Below are 17,524 nucleotides of genomic sequence, written 5' to 3' on the forward strand. Positions count from 1 at the left end.
AGTAATACATAAATGTAACAAATGGATTTTCACCTATCAGAAACGGCAAGAGTGTTTCGTATAGTTCAGTTGGCTCGTCGTCATTACAATATAAATATATGTGATTGAAGCCAATGCTCCTATGGTAGCAAATCCACTCAACCACATACCTGGACTCCCAACGAGCACAGGCTACCAACGAGAACCGATACTTATTCATTTCAAATATGAGGCGGCAACGAAAAAACATTTTCTGTTAAAATAGAATATATTTTAAAATATGGCTTCATTTTTGGTATCCATGTTATATAACAAAATTAGGTAGACACTCTAAATAAGTCTGTTAATCACGAAGGAATACCATTCCGGAATTGGCAAAGTAATGTCCTCCGCCCGCCTTGATGGCCAAATCACGAAAAAACTGCGTTCCACCAGACGCTGAATATCCATACCGTTTCATCGCCGATATCCAGTATTCAGGTGGCTGGCAGTTCACGTGGCTGTGACCGGTTTGGCCAGGCAACGCGTGCGTCATAGCGACAACTCGACCGTTAGCTAAGCTTTGCAAGTAATTATCAACACAGGTCTCCGGTATGTGCTCGGCTACCTCAGAGCTCCATACTAAATCTACCGGCATAATAAATGGAGCAAGCGTTAAATCATGAACAGCGATAGGAAATACTGCACGCCTTACATTCGTCTCAAGTCCGTCTACTCCGACGCCATAGACTCCGAGACGATTGAAAAAAGCCACTGTGTGCCCTTCCCCACAGCCAACATCTAGCATTGTGCGTATGCCGTATAGCTCGATCAATACCCGCCACAATTCCGGACACCACGTTCCGAAATCACCATGCCGCAAGTTTCCACCCAAATCTGGCCGTTTTTCGTCCACCACAACATTCATGACCACTCCTTTTGTCAAATATTTGATAACTTTAGAACCTCAGTCTTGTAACATCGTTCAAGTCCGTGCGTCTAAACCTTTACCCCATGTCTGCGTTATTACCTATATCGGTCCTTGCCGTTCGTCATTTGGCAAATAAGCACCAGTAGGATATATTACATCGACGGAATGCTCAATTATTGGACGCCAGCCCTCGATATTTTTTAAACGCTCTTTAGTAAGAATGATTCGTCTTCCTGATCCTAGAAAGGCGGACCAAGTACCGAATGTGCTTGGAGGGCCGACCACGTAGTCGCATTTCGCGAGCGCCGAGAAATCGTCCTCAAGCGAAGCCGCGACATAGCAAGCAGGCAAGCAGGCGAACACGAGTTCATCCATTTTAATATCAGAACAAACATAAAAACGGTGCGGTACGTCTGCTAAATCCTGATGGATTGCTGACATAACGCGTAAATAATCTTCAATTCCAAAGTAAAATTCTCCATTTATCCAGTCTTCGTAATCCTTGCCACGTCGCATATGAATTCCAATAGATACGACATCTCGTTCGACATCCATTAGTTGTCTGCGATGCTCGGCTCCGTCGATGTGCTTGATGGAGAGTAGGCGGCGCAATGAGCGTCCTGCTTCCACTAAGTCGCGCATATCGTGGTACTGGTACCAGTACGCGCCGCGCATGACGACCCCATTGCCTCGATTACAGAAATCTCTAAGGTCGTCTTCATATAAAGCGAGATCTTTGAATTCTGGCGCATAGGTCAAAAAGACTATTTCGCCGCTGATATCACTCCGATGTTTGATATCCTTTATGTTTAGGCTGAACACACGACGATATAATGTGTCGACATCATCTTGGAGAATTAGATTTATATAGTCACTTACAATTCTAAATTTTTCGCGTTCAAAGCTAGGTTTTGGTGAATAGTTCTGAAGTTCGTCGTTCTTAGTCTCGATGACCTTGTCGAGATTTTGCAATTGCTGATATCCGGTTGGGATACCTGTCCGTTCTGAAAAAGCGAACAGATTTGCGTAGGATGACAGGCAATTGCCCAGCAATGCCGGCTCCCAGCCAATCACAAATCCTGATGGATAAAGTGGATTGGGCAGGGCTTTTGTCCGTGTTTGTTTTTCTATGCACTTTTGGCCATCAGGCGCGTGCCCGTTAGAGATTGGGTTGGTAGTTGGCGGTTTTATCGGTGTGAAGCATTCCCATGCGTGGCAGTGCATGACATGCGCATTAACGGTGCCGGCTTCGAGCGGTGATGCCGCCGGGCGAGCTGATAGAAATCCGCCGTTGTTGAGTTTGAATGCGATTTGGCCATCGCGTTCGCCGGGCATAATTTCGACGGATTGGTTAGCCGGTTGTTGGACAATTTGGCCGGATAGTGGATCGAGCGGTTTAAAGTGGCCATTGTGGCTGGTCACCAGATCGCTGATGGTCGCGCAGCGCCAGAATATGAGTTGGTGACCAGCGAGGTTGTCAGGGCGGCAATGAGAAATGGTTTCGTCGGCGGCGTTCCACGTCAGCAAGGTGCCGAATTCAGTCTGAAGTGCCCAGGTGCCGGGGCGGTGGCATGGGTCCAGGGATGGGTTTAAGAGTTCTTTGCTACTTTCTTGCAAGAAAGTAGAGCTTGCTTGTTCGTTCGTCATTTCGAGAGCGGGCGTGTGGGGGGATGGATTGCCGCGCTGCGCTCGCAATGACGTGGTCAGGTCGGCCGTTGGTATAGTGAGGCCATCGAGGATTTCGCGGACTTGCGGAGCGTGGCGGGCGGCGGTGTCGTCGAAGATTTCGTTGCGGTCGTAGGTTTCGAATTCGGAGGCTTCGCGGGTGGTATCGTGGTAGCCGCGTTGCATTTTCTCGGCCCAGTGGTCGCGCGAGCGGGTGAAGTAGTGGTGAAGTTTTCCCAGGGTGTAGTCGGGTTCATTGGTCAGCAGGCCATCCTGGCTGAAGTTGAGGGGCGTGCCGGCGAGGCTGTGATAGTTCCCTGCGATTTTGAAGCTGTGAGCGTTTTCGCAGCGCAGCATACGATCGGGCCGGATGATGGATTTGATATGGCGGTTGGGGCCGAAGCCGGATTCGGAGCGGTAGACGAAATCTTCGATCAGGAGGCCGGTTGGCCGCTCGTTGTGGCGGGACGAGCCGAACATGGCCCAGGGGATGCCGATGGCTGCGATATCGGCCCAGAGGTTCAGGATGGCGCGGAGGTCGAACGGTGGGTCGATCACCAGATATTCATCGGTATCGAAGAAGGCCATCCAGGTGAATTCGGTGCCGAAGGTTTGGACGGCGTGTTCGTAGGCGCGAAGCTGATAGTCGGGGTTGGTGCTGTGCCAGTCGAGCACGCGGATGTCGTGCGAGGGGGCGAAGGCGCGGGCGCAATCCGGGGTGGCGTCGGTCGATTGATTGTCGAGCAGGATGACGGTGTCGAAGCCGATGGCGAATTGGTAGGCGATCCATTCCGCGATGTGGCGTTCTTCGTTTTTGACGATGGCGACGCAGGCGAGTTTCATTTTTTATGTCCACGTATCCAAGGTCAGGGCTTCCGGATGGGTTGTCAGTGAGTCGTCGACGCCGGAGATGCGGGTTTAGCCCATGGTTGGGGGGCGCGGCAATTGGTTTTGAGACGGTTTGTTAAGGGATTTCAGTTTTGGGTTGTGGATGGCCTGGTCGCGCTTGGGTTGTGGGGTTCAAAAGTTCTTTGGTTCTTTCTTTCAAGAAAGAACGGCTTGGTTGTTCGTGGCTTTGTTGTGAGTTTTGGGGTGGTGCGGGGCTGGATTGCCGCGCTTCGCTCGCAATGACGGGGTGGGGGTGGGGTGGGGTGGAGTCGCCGGGCTGGGCGGGTTGGGTGTTCGGGGGTTTGTTGTTGGGGCTGGGGTGGTGGAGGGCTGGATTGCCGCGCTTCGCTCGCAATGACGGCGTGCGGGTGGGGTGGAGTCGCCGGGCCGGGCGGGTTGGGTGTTCGGGGATTTGTTGTGGGGGTTGGGGTGGTGGGGGGCGGATTGCCGCGCTTCATGACGGTGTGGGGTGGGGTGGGGTGGGTTGTCAGGCGTTCAAAAGTTCTTTGGTTCTTTCTTTCAAGAAAGAACGGCTTGCTTCCCCTGCCCTGCCCTTCCTTGGTTTCTGGTGCTGGGTTGTGGCGGGGCTGGATCGCGGCGCTGCGCTCGCGATGACGGGGGTAGGTGACGGGTTGGGCGGGGCGTGTTTGATTGTTTCTTGCAAGGGAGAGCGGCTTGTTTGTTCTGGCCTGCCTTGGTTTCGGGTGCTGGGTGGTGGCGGGGTTGGATCGCGGCGCTGCGCTCGCGATGACGGGGTGGGGGTGGGATGAGAGTGGAGCGGCAGCCGGCGGTTTATATGATGGCGAATCGGCGGAATGGGACGATTTATGTGGGGGTTACGTCTGATCTGGTGCGGCGGGTGGCGCAGCATCGGGGTGGGGAGGGTTCGGGTTTTACGGCGCGGTATGGGTGCCGGATGTTGGTGTGGTTCGAGATGTGGGGTTCGATGGAAGGCGCGATCGCGCGGGAGACGCGGCTTAAAACGGGATCGCGGCGGGGGAAGCTTGCGTTGATCGAGGCGGGCAATCCGGAATGGGAGGATTTGGCTTTCGGGTTGGTTTGATGGGATGGGGGCTGATTGACAGGTTTGGCGGTGGGCGCTACCTCGGCGCCACCGGTTGGCGGCGTAGCTCAGCGGTAGAGCAGGAGAATCATAATCTCTTGGTCGGTGGTTCAAATCCGCCCGCCGCTACCAGGTTTTCATTGAGATTTTGAGGGTTGGGACCGCGTGGCGTTTGGGCCGCGCGGGGTTTTTTCATGCGTCCGGTTCGGTGAAGCGGGGGAAGAGGCCGGTGGGGGTTGGGAGTGGGGTGGCTTCGGTGAGGTGGGTTTCGAGGGCGGCGAAGGTGCGGGCGGTGGGGGGGATTGCCAGTTGGTCGAGCAGTTTCGCCATGGTTTCGGGCATGAAGGGTTGGAGCAGGATGGCGGCGATGCGGAGGGTTTCGCAGAGGGTGCGGAGGACGTGGGCCATGCGGGTGGGGTTGGTTTTGCGGAGTGCCCAGGGTTGTTCGTGGTCGATATAGGCGTTGGCGGCGCGGATGAGTTTCCAGATTTCCTCGAGGGCTTCCTGGTAGGCGAGGCGGTCCATTGCGGCGCGGACGCGGGTGGGGAGGGTTTCGGCGATGGTGGTGAGTGCGTGATCGGCTTCGGTGGCGGGGCCGGCGGCGGGGATGGCGGCGCCGGCGTTTTTCGCGATGAAGCTGAGGGTGCGCTGGGCAAGGTTGCCGAGGCCGTTGGCGAGTTCGGTGTTCAGGCGGGTGATGATGGCGCGGCGTGAGACATCGCCATCATTGCCGAAGGGGATTTCGCGGAGGAGGAAGAAGCGGATGGCATCGATGCCGAATTCGGTGACGAGGGGTTGGATTTCGAGGGCGTTGCCGAGGGATTTGGACATTTTTTCGCCATCGACCACCCACCAGCCGTGGCCGAAGACGCGTTTGGGCAGGGGCAGGTTGGCGGCCATGAGCATGGCGGGCCAGTAGATGGCGTGGAAGCGGGTGATTTCCTTGCCGACGAGGTGGATGTCGGCGGGCCAGAACGCCATGTTGGGGGCGGTGAGGTCGGGGTAGCCGAGGGCGGTGAGGTAGTTGGTGAGGGCGTCGATCCAGACGTACATGACGTGGCCGGGCACAGTTTCACCTGGTGCGCCCTGCCCGGGCGCAACGGGCACAGGCACGCCCCAGGTGAAGCTGGTGCGGCTGATCGAGATATCGCGCAGGCCGGAGCGGACGAAGCTGAGCACTTCGTTGCGGCTGGAGGCGGGCTGGATGAATTCGGGGTTGGTTTCGTAGAGGGCGAGCAGGCGGTCCTGGAAGGCGCTGAGTTTGAAGAAATATGAGGGTTCGCGGACCCATTCGACCGGGGCGCCGTAGGGGGAGCGTTTGGTGCCGTCGGGCGCGGTGGTGAGTTCGTCCTCGTTGTAGAAGGCTTCGTCGCGGGTGGCGTACCAGCCTTCGTAATGGCCGAGTTCGATCGCGCCGGCGGCATCGAGCGCTTGCCACATGGCGGCGCAGGCGGCCTGGTGGCGGGGTTCGGTGGTGCGGATGAAATCGGTGTTGGAGAGGTTGACCGCGGCGGCCATGGCGCGGAAGGCGTCGCTGTTGCGATCGGCGAGGTGCTGGGGGCTGATGCCGGCATCGTTCGCGGCTTTTTCGATTTTCTGGCCGTGTTCGTCGGTGCCGGTGAGGAAAAAGACGTCGTAGCCATCGAGGCGTTTGAAGCGGGCCATGACATCGGCCGCGATCGAGGAATAGGCGTGGCCGATGTGGGGCGCGCCGTTGACGTAATAGATCGGGGTGGTGATGTAGAAACGCTTGGTCATGAGGGCCTTAGCTGGTGCAGGATGGTGATGATGGCGGCGCGCGGGTCGAGGTTCAGGCCTTCGACTTCGGCTTGGATGCGGCCAAACTCCTGCCAGAGGCTGACCTGGTGATCAAGCGCTGGTGAGGGTTGGGCGCGGGCTTGGGCGCGGGTGGCGGCGGCGAGGCCGGTGCGGAGCAGGTCGGTGAAGGTGGCGAAACCGTCTTCGAGGCGGGCGATGGCATCGGCGATGGCGGCGGCGCGGCTGGGGGTGATGGCGGTGGTGAGGGCTTCATCGACCAGGCCGGCCAGGGCCAGGCCATCGGATGCGGCGAGGGCGATGGCGCGGCCGATCGAGCCTTCGGCGAGGGTGGCGAGGCGGGTGGCGCGGTCGGGCGTGAGGTCGGGCTGGGCGGCGGCGAGCAGGGTTTGGATGGTGGCGGGGTCGAGCGGGGCGACATCGAGCAGGCGGCAGCGGCTGCGGATGGTGGGGAGCAGGCGGCCGGGGGCGTGGCAGACCAGGAGCCAGATGGCGCGCGGCGGGGGTTCTTCGAGGAGTTTCAGCAAAGCGTTGGCGGCGTTGCGGTTGAGGGCTTCCGCGCCATCGACGATGACGACGCGCCAGCCGCCCTCCCCCGGTGTGAGGCGGAGGAATTTGCCGGCCTGGGCGACGGTTTCGACCACGATTTCGCCCTGCATGCGCTTTTTTTTCTCGTCGTAGCGGCGTTCGATGACGAGGAGATCGGCGTGGGAGGCGACGGCGACGCGGCGGAAGACAGGGTTGGTGGGCGGGAGCGACAGGTCGGGCGTGGTGGCGCCGGCGAGCAGCCAGCGGGCGAAGCGGTAAGCGAGGGTGGCTTTGCCGATGCCGGGCGGGCCGGCGATCAGCCAGGCGTGGTGCAGGCGCGGGCCGGACGCGGCGCGGTGGAGTTCGGCGATCGCGCGGTCCTGGCCGAGCAGGGCGGGGTTGGCGCGCGGGGCGATCATGGCGCGAGGCGTTGGGTGATGGTGGCGGCGATGGTGGCGGCGATGGACTCGATCGGGCCGGACGCATCGATCAGGGCGCAGCGGGCGGGGTGGGTCGCGGCGATGGCGTGGAAGCCGGCGGCGACGCGGGTTGTGAAATTGGCATCGAAGCGTTCGTAGCGGTCGGGCGTGGCGGCGCGGGCGGCGAGGCGGGCGGCGGCGATGGCCGGTGGGGTTTCGAGGATCAGGGTGAGGTCGGGGGTCAGGCCGATCATGCTGGTGAGGGTTGCGATAATCGCGTGGTCGATGCCGAGGCCGTAGCCCTGGTAGGCCATGGTGGAATCGGTGAAGCGGTCGCACAGGACGATGTCGCCGCGGGCGAGGGCCGGGCGGATCAGTGTGGCAACGTGGTCGGCGCGGGCGGCGAAGACCAGGAGCGTGTCGGCCAGCGGGGCGAGGCTGGTGGCGGGATCGAGCATGACGGCGCGGATGGCTTCGGCGCCTTGCGTGCCGCCGGGTTCGCGGGTGAGGACGACGCTGTGGCCGGCGGCGCGCAGGGTGGCGGCGAGGCGGGCGATCTGGGTGGATTTGCCGACGGCTTCACCGCCCTCGAACGTGATGAAGCTGCCGGGCCTGATCCGGATGGTCAATGCACGATGATTTCGGGGTCGGGGATGCCGCGGGCGAGGACTTCGTGCAGCGCGGCGTCGGCGGTGGCGACGCTATGGTAGGGGCCGAGTTTGACGGCGTAGAGCGTGCGGCCTTCGCGCGGTTGCGGCACGACGCTGCCCGGCATGCCCGCGAGGCGATAGAGGATTTGTTGGGCATCGCCGCCGGTGCCGAAGCCGGCGATTTCGACATAGAGCGGGCCGGGATCGGGCGGGACGGCGTGGACGACGCCCGACAGTGGCGCGTTCGCGGTGGTTTGCGTTGGGTTGGAAATGGGTGCGCTGGCGGCGTGGGTGATCGGGCCCGCGCTGCCGGCGGCGCCGGGGGGCGGTGGCAGGGCGCTGGATTGCACGCCGGCGACCGGTGCGGCGGTGAGATGCGGTCCGGCGCCGAGTGCGGTTTGCAGCGCGGCGGAGCGGCCGGCGAGCAGGGTGACGCGCATTTCGACCACGCCGGTGGCGGGAAACGCAAGGAGGGAAGCGACTTTGCGGCTGACGGCGAGGATGCGGCCGGCGGTGGCGGGGCCACGATCGTTAACGCGGACGGTGAGGGTGCGGCCGTTGACCAGATTGGTGACGCGGACCAGCGAGGGCAGCGGCAGGATCGGGCTTTGCGCCATCAAACCTTCGGGGTCGTAGGCTTCGCCATCGGTCGTTGCCGCGTCATGGCCGGGCGGGATGATGGTGGCGAGGCCGGTGCGGTCATAGGCATCGACCGCGCGCGGGTAGTGCCATTCGCCATCGGCCTGATAGGGGTTGCCGATCAGGTAATGCGCGCCGGTCGGCGGCGGGCCGGGGCGGATGCGTTTGTGGATACAGCCGCTCAGGGCAAGCGCGGCCAGCAGCGGGAGGCAGGCGGCGCGGTTCATGCCGCGATCGATCGCCCGAGTTCGCTGACCGCAAGGGCGTAGAGATCCGAGGGGTTGTAGCGGCGGATGGACTCGAAATTGGCGTAGGCCAGATAGGCGGCGCCGGTCGGGCCATCGGGCAGGAGCAGCGAGGCTTCGGTGGCGGGCGACAGCCGGGCGGCATTGGCGAGGCGATGCACGCCGAGTGCCTGCCAGCGGGCGAGCGGCAGGCGGTGCTGGCGTCCGGCCAGGCCGGCATTGAAGCCGGGCGGGATCAGGACCGGTTCGCTCGACGGCAGGCCGGGTACCCAGCGTGCCTTGTGCAAATAATTCGCGATCGAGGCCATGGTGTCGGGCACGTTGGTCCAGATATTCGGGGTGCCGCGGCCGGTGAAATTGACCGCCGTGGTGAGATAGACGCTGGGCATGAATTGCGGCTGGCCCATGGCGCCGGCCCAGGAGCCGATCAGACGGGGCAGCGGCGCATCGCCGCGGGCGGCGATTTTCATCGCGGCGATCGCCTCGTTGCCGAAATAGGGGCTCTGGCGGAACCAGGCGAGGGTGGCGAGCGAGTCGATCACCTGGAAATTGCCCTGGATGACGCCGAAATCGGTCTCGATGCCCCAGATGCCCATGATGGGATCGGCGGCAACGCCGAAGCGGGTGCGGATGGCGGCGAGCACCTGGCTGAGTTGTTCGCGCTTCGCCTGACCGTCGCGGATGCGGGCTTCGGTGACAACGCGGGCACTGTATTGCGCCCAGGTGAGGGTGAATTCGGGCTGATGGCCATCGAGATGGATGACGCGCTGGTTGGGCGTGAGGCCGCCCAGCGCCTGGTCGATGATGCTGTTCGGCACGCCTTGCTGACGGGCGCGGGCGCCGAGGCCTGACAGGAATCCCGTGAAATCAGCGGCTTGCGCCGAGGGTGCGAGGGCGAGAGCGAGCGGGGCGGTGGCGAGGAGGGTGCGGCGTTTCATGGTGGTGTTGTGCCACGCGGGCGGCGGCGGCGGAAGATGGGCGGGCGGCTTGCCGACGAATTGGGTTGGTCAGAACGGGGTCGCATCGCAATTGGCGAGTTCGATCAGGCGTTCCAGCACGTCGGGTTCCTGGGCGCCGGCGATCGCGGCCGAACCATCGACCACGAAACACGGGACGCCGTTGATGCCGAGGCGGTGGGCGTAGAGATTGTCGGCGTGGACCTGATCGACCGCCTGATCCGACAGCAGGAAGGACCGCGCCGCGACGGGATCGAGCCCGGTTTCGGCGGCGATCTCGACCAGGGCTTCGGTCTGTCCGATATCGGTGCCATTGTGGAAATAGGCGTGGAAGATCGCGAGAATCAGGGCTTCGGCGGCACCGGCGGGCTCGGCGAAACGGACGAGGCGGTGGGCATCGATGCTGCTGGGGGTACGGCGGATGCGCGCGAAATCGACGTGCAGGCCTTCGACGGCGGCGATGTCGGTAATGGCGGCGTAGAAGCGGCGGGCGCGTTCTTCATCGCCGAACTTGCGGGCGGCATAATCCGTGCGGCTGATGCCGTTGCGCGGCATGTCCGGATTGAGGAGGAACGGCCGCCAGATGGGGTGGATGGCGAGGTCGCGGCGGCGGAGGCGCATGCGGGCAAAGCGATGGACGCCGAGATAACACCAGGGGCAGACGAAATCGAACACGATTTCGACCGGAATGCGGACCGGGCGTGGCAGTACCATATTCACGGGATCGATTCTTACTCCATCCGTCAGGCCTGGCAAAGCGGGTTTCGGCGCGGTCCGCCGGTGGGATGGTGGTGGTGCAGAACGAGCCGGCAGGGTCTGTGTCCTGAAGCGCGAAATGATGCGTCTGGCTCGCTCTTATTCGGCCACCCTGCCCTGCCCCGGATCAGGCATGGAGTTGCCATGATGCGGCGGTCCTACGGATAGCGCGGCGCGCGGCGGTGATGGTTTTGAACTGGTCGATCGGCAGCGGACGGCCGAGCAGATAGCCTTGCATTTCATCGGCACCGCAGCGGCGCAGAAGGGCAGCCTGTAATTCGGTTTCGACACCCTCGACCACCACCGGCAGGCGCAGGCCGCGGCCGAGGCCGAGGATTGCGTTGATGATCGCCATCGATTCCGAACCCTCGCGGAGGTCGCGGACGAAACTGCGATCGACTTTGAGCTTGTCGAACGGGAACGCCCGGAGCGTGGCGAGCGAGGAGTAGCCGGTGCCGAAATCATCCATCGCGATACGGACACCGAGGGCCTTAATGGCGCGCAGCGTGGCAAGGGCGCGTTCGGGATGGCGGATCAGCAGGGATTCAGTGACCTCGATTTCGAGGCGTTCAGGTGCGAGGCCGGTGGTGGCGAGGATTTCGGAGACGGTTTCGGCGAGGTTGCCCTGCTGGACCTGAATTGGCGAGACGTTGACGGCGATTTTCAACGGATTTTGCCATCGCGCGGCTTCGGCACAAGCGGTACGCAGGACCCAGGCACCCAACGACCCCATGATTCCGATGGATTCGGCGATGCCGATGAAGATGTCGGGCGGGACCGATCCATGCACCGGGCTGTTCCAGCGGAGCAGGGCTTCGAAGCCCATGAACTGATCGAGCCGGGCGCAGAGCATGGGCTGATAGACCAGCGAGAACTCGCCGCGCTGCAAGGCGAGGCGCAGATCGTGCTCGAGTTTGCGGCGGTCCTGGTGTTCGTGCTCCATTGCGGGGTCGTAGGCCGCAAAATTGTTGCGGCCTGCGTTCTTGACCCAGTAGAGGGCGCGGTTGGCTCGACCGAGCAGATCGTCGGCGGTTTTGGCATCGGCCGGGTAATAGGCAATTCCGATCGAGGTCGAGAGTGCAATTTCGGCCCGCCCCTTGAGGATCATGGTGCCCATGACATCTTCGAGCAGGCGCCGGGCGAGGCTTTGCGCCGCTTCGGGTTGCTGGCCAAGCGCCTGAACCACGACGAATTCATCGCCGCCGATGCGGGCCACCAGATCGGTCTCTCGGACGTGGCAGGCGAGGCGGCGGGCCATTTCGCGCAGCACATCGTCGCCGGCGGCATGGCCGTAGAGATCGTTGACGGATTTGAAACCATCGAGATCGAAACAGAGGACGGCGACCGATTCGCGCCGGCGGGACGCCTCGGCCAAGAACAGTTCGAGTCTTTCGCTGAGATGGGCGCGGTTGGCCAGACCGGTCAGTGGATCGTGGCGCGCGAGATGGCGGATCCGCTCAAAGGCGGATTTCCGTTCGGTGATTTCCTGGCAGATGCCGCGCACGGCGAACACGGCACCTTGATCGTCGAATTCGGGCTGCATGTCGGTCCAGAACCAGCGATCTGCGCCGATCGCGTCGCCGGCGCGGGATTCGATCGTGGTGCCCTGCCCGGTTTCGATCACCGAGGCGAAGGCCGCTTCGAAATCGGCCCGGTCGGGGAGCGCGAGCAACTGCGTCAGTGTAGCGAAGCCGGGGACGACGGCGTGCTGTGTATCGCCGAACAGGCTGTGCATTTCGTCCGACCAGGTCGTGTAGCGTCCCGCGACGATGACCCGCCAACTGCCGATGCGGGCAATGCGGTGGATTTTGTGGAGTTCCTGGATCGCCTCGGTCGACGCGCGGACGGCGCGGCGTGCGACATCAAGCGAGAAATTGGCGGCGAGGGCGAATTTCTGGACCAGCGGATGCGAACTGTCGGTCGTGACGCGGCTGGGTCCGATCTCGCCGGTGAGGGTGCAGAGTTGGCGGCAGATGTCTTCGATTTCGGCCGATTTGAGCGCGGGGACGGTGGCTTGTTGATCAATCACCATGGCAAAGGATCACCTCCGGTTGGTCGCGCGCATAGATTTGTCGCGCCGATGGCGGAGTTGGATGAACCGGCAGCGCCGCGACATCGAACACGCAGAACGGCGAATCGAGATCGCCGGCGAGGATGTTGATGGCGATCGGTTGCTTGAAGTGGGCAGCGACGGCGCGCATGAAGCTGGCGTAGAACCCGGCGAAGCGCGCCTGGGACTGATAAGTGACGCGCAGATGGTCGCCGTTGGGGCGGACCGAGACGACTTCGAACGCGCCTTGCAGGCCGGAGCCGCGCGCGGTGCCGGCGAAACTGTTGTAGACGATGGGCAGGCGCATCAGGAACGACGCGGTGTCCTCGGCGCCGACAAACAGGCTGCCGAGGTTTTCTGCGAGCCAATCGAGGAAGAAGACCCCGAGACGGTCGTATAGATCGGGCACGGTCAGGCCGGTGCGGGCGGCCATGGCGGTGATGACGGTGCGGCAGAGATCGTCATCGTAGGTCTGGGCGATGTTGAATTCGAAATCGGGCGGCTGACCGCAGGCGGTCAGGATCGTTTGCCGTGCATCGCCGCCACAATGGCTGGTCGTGAAACGATCGACCAGGAACGGGATGAGTCCAATCATATGCGGCCCAATCGTGGTTCGAGGCACCGAAATGCCGTTTCTGGGTGTCCGACAGGCGCGGTTTTGTCGTCTGATGGATCTCAGTGTGCCTGTGAAAAATGAACAGACGATGAATCGATCTGCGGCGAGTCTTGGAACCGGCACCAGGGCGCGCGGTGATGGGTTGACATTGCGGGGCGATCAAATCAGTCTGGGACTATTCCGAGGGGTGCGCCGTTGCGCTGAGAGCCGGGTTTGTCTGGCAACTCTTTGAACCTGATCCGGGTTGCGCCGGCGGAGGGACGGGATTTGCCTTTGTTGCACCGATCGCCGCTGCGTCGCCCCTCATTTTGTTGAGGAACGCGCCATGAACGTCCAGACCAAGCCAGCCATCGTGACCACGGGCCCGATTTCGGGGTCGCGCAAGGTGTTCTCTTCGCCCGAAGGCCGGCCGGATATTGCTGTGCCGTTCCGGGAGGTGGATTTGCACCCGACCGCGAACGAGCCGCCGTTCCGGCTATATGATACGTCCGGCCCGTTCACCGATCCGCATTTTTCGCTCGATCTGGACGCGGGATTGCCGCAGGTGCGCGGGGCGTGGCTGGCCGGGCGCGGGTTTGAGACCGTGGCGCCACGCGCGGTCAAGCCGGAGGATAATGGGTTCGCGCCGGCCGATCGGCTGGTGCCGCCCTGCCCGGCCGAGCGCGCGGTGCTGGCCGGTCGCGATGGCAAGATGGTGACGCAGTACGAGTTCGCGCGCGCCGGAGTGATTACCGAAGAGATGATCTATGTCGCGCATCGGGAGAATCTCGGGCGCGCCAAGGCGGCTGAGGGTGCAGCCGAGCGGCGGGCGGATGGCGAGGATTTCGGGGCGGCGATTCCGGAGTTCACCACGCCGGAATTCGTGCGGTCCGAGATTGCGGCGGGGCGGGCGATTATTCCGGCGAATATCAATCACCCCGAGTTGGAACCCGTGATCATCGGACGGAACTTCCTGGTCAAGATCAATGCCAATATCGGCAATTCGGCGGTGACGTCGGGTGCGGCGGATGAGGTAGAGAAGCTGGTCTGGGCGATCCGCTGGGGTGGCGATACTGTTATGGATCTGTCGACCGGGCGGAACATTCATAACATCCGCTCATGGATCATGCGGAACGCGCCGGTGCCGATCGGGACGGTGCCGCTGTATCAGGCGCTGGAGAAGGTGGGTGGAGATCCGGACAAGCTCTCGTGGGAGGTGTTTCGCGACACGCTGATCGAGCAGGCGGAACAAGGGGTGGATTATTTCACGATCCATGCCGGGGTGCGGCTGGCCTATGTGCCGCTGACGGCGAAGCGGGTGACCGGGATTGTGTCGCGTGGCGGGTCGATCATGGCGCGGTGGTGCCTGGCGCATCACCAGGAGAGTTTCCTGTACACGCATTTCGATGAGATCTGCGACATCATGCGCAAGTATGATGTGTCGTTCTCGTTGGGCGACGGGTTGCGGCCGGGATCGATCGCGGATGCCAATGATGCGGCGCAGTTCGCCGAGTTGGACACGCTGGGCGAATTGACCAAGCGGGCCTGGGCGAAGGGTTGCCAGGTGATGATCGAAGGGCCGGGTCATGTGCCGATGCACAAGATCAAGGAGAATATGGAGCGGCAGTTGAAGGTTTGTCACGAGGCGCCGTTCTATACGCTCGGGCCGCTGACCACCGATATCGCACCGGGGTATGACCATATCACCTCGGCGATCGGGGCGGCGATGATCGGCTGGTTCGGCACCGCGATGCTTTGCTATGTGACGCCCAAGGAGCATCTGGGGCTGCCGAACCGTGATGACGTGAAGGTCGGTGTGATGACATACCGGCTGGCGGCGCATGCGGCGGATCTGGCCAAGGGGCATCCTTCGGCGAAATTGCGCGATGATGCGGTAAGCCGGGCGCGGTTCGAGTTTCGCTGGCAGGATCAGTTCAATCTTGGGCTCGATCCGGATACCGCGAAACAGTATCACGATGAGACCCTGCCGAAGGATGCGCATAAAGTGGCGCATTTCTGCTCGATGTGCGGGCCGAAATTCTGCTCGATGAAAATCTCGCACGATATTCGCGAGGACAGCGAGCGGATGGCCGGGCTTGAGCAGAAATCGGCCGAGTTCCGCGAGGCGGGCAGCAAGATCTATGTCGACGAGGCCGCGGCGGACTGAGCCGATGCGGGTCGCTATCATTGGCGGCGGGGTGATCGGGCTGGCGCTGGGCTGGCGGTTGGCGCAGCGCGGGGTCTCGGTTGCGTTGTTCGAGCGCGATACCGTGGGGCGGGGTGCGAGTCATGCCGCGGCGGGAATGCTGGCGGCGGCGTGCGAGGCCGAGCCGGGTGAGGCGGCGCTGGGGGTGCTCAACCGTGCGTCGCTCGCGCTGTGGCCGGATTTCGCGGCCGAGGTCGAGGCAGCAGCGGGGCGTTCGGTCGGGTTGCGGCGCGAGGGCACGATGCTGATCGCGCTCAATCGCGACGATGCCGCGCGACTGCGGCATGACATGGCGTTCCAGCGTAGCCAGGGCATCGATCTGGCGTGGCTGACGCCGGGTGAGGCGCGCGAGCGCGAGCCGTATCTGGCGCCGCAACTGGCCGGGGCGGTGTTTTCGCCGGACGATATTCAGGTCGATAATCGGGCGTTGGTGGCCGCACTGGCCGAGGCGTTTCGCCGCGCGGGTGGCGTGCTGCATGAACAGGCGACGGTGGCGCGGGTCGAGATGGCGCAGGGGCGGGCTTCCGGCGTGGTGGTCGGTGAGACGTTTCATCCGGCGGATGTGGTGGTGCTGGCCGCCGGGGCGTGGTCGGGTGGTGTTGAGCTGCCGATCGCGCGGCCGCCGATCCGTCCGGTGAAGGGGCAGATGCTCGCGGTGCAGATGAACCCAGCCGATCCGCTGGTGCGCCATGTGATCTGGGCGCCCAAGGCTTATTTGGTGCCGCGGGCGGATGGCCGGCTGGTGGTGGGCGCGACGGTCGAGGAGCGCGGGTTCGATGATCGGATGACGGCCGGCGGGCTGTATTCGTTGCTCGATGGCGCGTGGCGGGCGGTGCCGGGGATCGAGGAATTGCCGGTGATTGAGACCTGGGTTGGGTTTCGGCCGGGGTCGCGCGACGATGCGCCGGTGCTGGGGCCGAGCGCCCTGCCCGGCCTGATGTTCTGCACCGGGCATCATCGCAACGGGATTCTGCTGACGCCAGTGACGGCGGCGGCGATGGCGGCGACGATGATCGACGGTGTGGTCGATCCGCGGATTACCGCGTTTGGTGCGGCGCGATTCGATCGGCTGAGGAGTGCGGCATGAACGATGATGATATCCGGGTAAACGGCGCGTTCGAGCCGTTCGCGCCGACGGTTGCGGCATTGCTGGCGGCCAAGGGGTTGGATGAGACCAAGGGGCTGGCGGTGGCGCTGAACGAGACGCTGGTGCCGAAATCGGCCTGGGGCAGCACGGCGTTGAGCGCGGGCGATCAGGTCGAGATCGTGCGGGCGGTGGGAGGTGGCTGACATGGCGGGGCTCGAGATTGCCGGTGTGGCGCTTGGCTCGCGGCTGTTCATGGGGACCGCCGGGTATCCCAATCAGCTCACTCTGCTCGATGCGTTGGAGGCGGCGGCGCCTTCGCTGGTGACGGTGGCGATCCGGCGGATCAGCCTCGATGCGTATGGCGGGTCGTTGCTCGATGAATTGGGTGGGCGGTTTCGGCTGCTGCCCAACACCGCCGGGTGCGCGACGGTGCGCGATGCGGTGCTGACGGCGGAACTGGCGCGCGAGGCGCTGGAGACCAACTGGATCAAGCTCGAAATCATCGGTGATCGGGAGACGTTGTATCCGGATGCCGAGTTCCTGCTCCAGGGAACCGCAGCATTGGTGAAGGCCGGGTTTGTCGTGCTGCCGTATTGCACCGATGATCCGGTGCTGTGCCGCAAGCTCGCGGATGTCGGCGCGGCGGCGGTGATGCCGCTGGGCTCGCCGATCGGCTCGGGGCTGGGGATTGCGAACCCTTATAATATCGAGCGGATCTGCGCGCAGAGCGCCGTACCGGTGGTGCTGGATGCCGGGATCGGCACCGCGTCCGACGCGGCGCAGGCGATGGAGTTGGGGTGCGATGCCGTGCTGCTGAACACGGCGATCGCGCGCGCGCATGATCCGGTGCGGATGGCCGGCGCGATGGCGGCGGCGGTGGGGGCGGGGTTCGATGCGCGCGGCGCCGGGCGGATTCCGCGGAAGTTTCACGCCGAGGCATCCAGCCCTGAGCTAGGGTTGATCGGCGCTTAGGGTGCTTCACCCCGGGGCAGGCCGGGCAACGAGTGGCGTTTGATAGACGCAGTCAATCGGTTGTTTTGTTTTTTTGTCTAAGTCTTGCCAAAGCATGTTTAATCAGATCATAGTGATTAATTATTTCGCGATCGGGAATA

Annotated in this window: 16 protein-coding genes, 1 tRNA gene and 1 riboswitch; of the genes, 7 read left to right on the plus strand and 10 right to left on the minus strand. The window is 62.8% G+C overall.

Going from position 1 to position 17,524, the window contains the following annotated elements; translation table 11 throughout:
• Nucleotides 1–322 precede the first annotated feature (322 nt).
• Entirely contained in the window at nucleotides 323–886 is a 564-nt protein-coding gene (locus tag B7X49_RS00005) for a bifunctional 2-polyprenyl-6-hydroxyphenol methylase/3-demethylubiquinol 3-O-methyltransferase UbiG (protein WP_286702287.1), read from the minus strand.
• A gap of 102 nt (nucleotides 887–988) precedes the next feature.
• The gene (locus B7X49_RS00010; RefSeq protein ID WP_286702288.1) at nucleotides 989–3,397 is read right to left on the minus strand and encodes a glycosyltransferase family 2 protein; all 2,409 of its coding nucleotides are present in this window, start codon (nucleotides 3,395–3,397) and stop codon (nucleotides 989–991) included.
• Nucleotides 3,398–3,541: 144 nt separating this feature from the next.
• Between B7X49_RS00010 and B7X49_RS00015 the strand changes: the two genes are divergently transcribed.
• The 3 genes from B7X49_RS00015 to B7X49_RS00025 all read left to right on the plus strand — a co-directional run bounded on the left by B7X49_RS00015 (nucleotide 3,542) and on the right by B7X49_RS00025 (nucleotide 4,637).
• The gene (locus tag B7X49_RS00015; RefSeq protein WP_286702289.1) at nucleotides 3,542–3,685 is read left to right on the plus strand and encodes a hypothetical protein; all 144 of its coding nucleotides are present in this window, start codon (nucleotides 3,542–3,544) and stop codon (nucleotides 3,683–3,685) included.
• Nucleotides 3,686–4,238: 553 nt separating this feature from the next.
• Nucleotides 4,239–4,505 (plus strand): GIY-YIG nuclease family protein, encoded by a 267-nt coding sequence (locus B7X49_RS00020; RefSeq protein ID WP_286837034.1) that lies wholly within the window; start codon nucleotides 4,239–4,241, stop codon nucleotides 4,503–4,505.
• A 57-nt stretch (nucleotides 4,506–4,562) separates the two neighbouring features.
• Nucleotides 4,563–4,637, plus strand: a tRNA-Met gene (locus B7X49_RS00025).
• A gap of 60 nt (nucleotides 4,638–4,697) precedes the next feature.
• Here the strand turns inward: B7X49_RS00025 and metG are convergent.
• The 8 genes from metG to B7X49_RS00065 form a co-directional block, all read right to left on the minus strand.
• Nucleotides 4,698–6,263 (minus strand): methionine--tRNA ligase, encoded by a 1,566-nt coding sequence (metG, locus tag B7X49_RS00030; protein WP_286702291.1) that lies wholly within the window; start codon nucleotides 6,261–6,263, stop codon nucleotides 4,698–4,700.
• Complete coding sequence (locus B7X49_RS00035; RefSeq protein ID WP_286702292.1) at nucleotides 6,260–7,228, minus strand: DNA polymerase III subunit delta'; 969 nt, start codon at nucleotides 7,226–7,228, stop codon at nucleotides 6,260–6,262. Before B7X49_RS00035 ends, metG begins: the two co-directional genes overlap by 4 nt.
• Nucleotides 7,225–7,857, minus strand: a complete 633-nt coding sequence (gene tmk, locus B7X49_RS00040) for a dTMP kinase (protein ID WP_286702293.1) — start codon at nucleotides 7,855–7,857, stop codon at nucleotides 7,225–7,227. The genes B7X49_RS00035 and tmk overlap by 4 nt, the downstream gene beginning before the upstream one ends.
• On the minus strand, nucleotides 7,854–8,744 hold the full coding sequence (locus B7X49_RS00045) for an SPOR domain-containing protein (RefSeq protein WP_286702294.1): 891 nt from the start codon (nucleotides 8,742–8,744) through the stop codon (nucleotides 7,854–7,856). Before B7X49_RS00045 ends, tmk begins: the two co-directional genes overlap by 4 nt.
• On the minus strand, nucleotides 8,741–9,700 hold the full coding sequence (locus B7X49_RS00050) for a lytic transglycosylase domain-containing protein (RefSeq protein WP_286702295.1): 960 nt from the start codon (nucleotides 9,698–9,700) through the stop codon (nucleotides 8,741–8,743). The genes B7X49_RS00045 and B7X49_RS00050 overlap by 4 nt, the downstream gene beginning before the upstream one ends.
• Nucleotides 9,701–9,769: 69 nt before the next feature.
• Nucleotides 9,770–10,432, minus strand: coding sequence for a DsbA family oxidoreductase (locus B7X49_RS00055; RefSeq protein WP_286702424.1), 663 nt, complete (start codon nucleotides 10,430–10,432; stop codon nucleotides 9,770–9,772).
• A gap of 169 nt (nucleotides 10,433–10,601) precedes the next feature.
• On the minus strand, nucleotides 10,602–12,506 hold the full coding sequence (locus B7X49_RS00060; protein WP_286702296.1) for a bifunctional diguanylate cyclase/phosphodiesterase: 1,905 nt from the start codon (nucleotides 12,504–12,506) through the stop codon (nucleotides 10,602–10,604).
• Nucleotides 12,496–13,119, minus strand: a complete 624-nt coding sequence (locus B7X49_RS00065; RefSeq protein ID WP_286702297.1) for a heme NO-binding domain-containing protein — start codon at nucleotides 13,117–13,119, stop codon at nucleotides 12,496–12,498. Before B7X49_RS00065 ends, B7X49_RS00060 begins: the two co-directional genes overlap by 11 nt.
• Before the next feature lie 194 nt (nucleotides 13,120–13,313).
• Nucleotides 13,314–13,418: riboswitch (TPP riboswitch) on the plus strand.
• Between the two features lie 47 nt (nucleotides 13,419–13,465).
• Here B7X49_RS00065 and thiC point away from each other — a divergent pair.
• The 4 genes from thiC to B7X49_RS00085 are packed head-to-tail and all read left to right on the plus strand — an operon-like array spanning nucleotide 13,466 to nucleotide 17,384.
• Nucleotides 13,466–15,286, plus strand: a complete 1,821-nt coding sequence (gene thiC, locus B7X49_RS00070) for a phosphomethylpyrimidine synthase ThiC (protein WP_286702298.1) — start codon at nucleotides 13,466–13,468, stop codon at nucleotides 15,284–15,286.
• Between the two features lie 4 nt (nucleotides 15,287–15,290).
• Complete coding sequence (gene thiO, locus B7X49_RS00075) at nucleotides 15,291–16,412, plus strand: glycine oxidase ThiO (protein WP_286702299.1); 1,122 nt, start codon at nucleotides 15,291–15,293, stop codon at nucleotides 16,410–16,412.
• The gene (gene thiS / locus B7X49_RS00080) at nucleotides 16,409–16,615 is read left to right on the plus strand and encodes a sulfur carrier protein ThiS (RefSeq protein ID WP_029313720.1); all 207 of its coding nucleotides are present in this window, start codon (nucleotides 16,409–16,411) and stop codon (nucleotides 16,613–16,615) included. The genes thiO and thiS overlap by 4 nt, the downstream gene beginning before the upstream one ends.
• A 1-nt stretch (nucleotide 16,616) precedes the next feature.
• Complete coding sequence (locus tag B7X49_RS00085) at nucleotides 16,617–17,384, plus strand: thiazole synthase (protein ID WP_286702300.1); 768 nt, start codon at nucleotides 16,617–16,619, stop codon at nucleotides 17,382–17,384.
• Nucleotides 17,385–17,524: the final 140 nt, after the last annotated feature.

The organism is Acidiphilium sp. 34-64-41, assembly GCF_002282635.1.
Lineage (GTDB): Bacteria > Pseudomonadota > Alphaproteobacteria > Acetobacterales > Acetobacteraceae > Acidiphilium > Acidiphilium rubrum.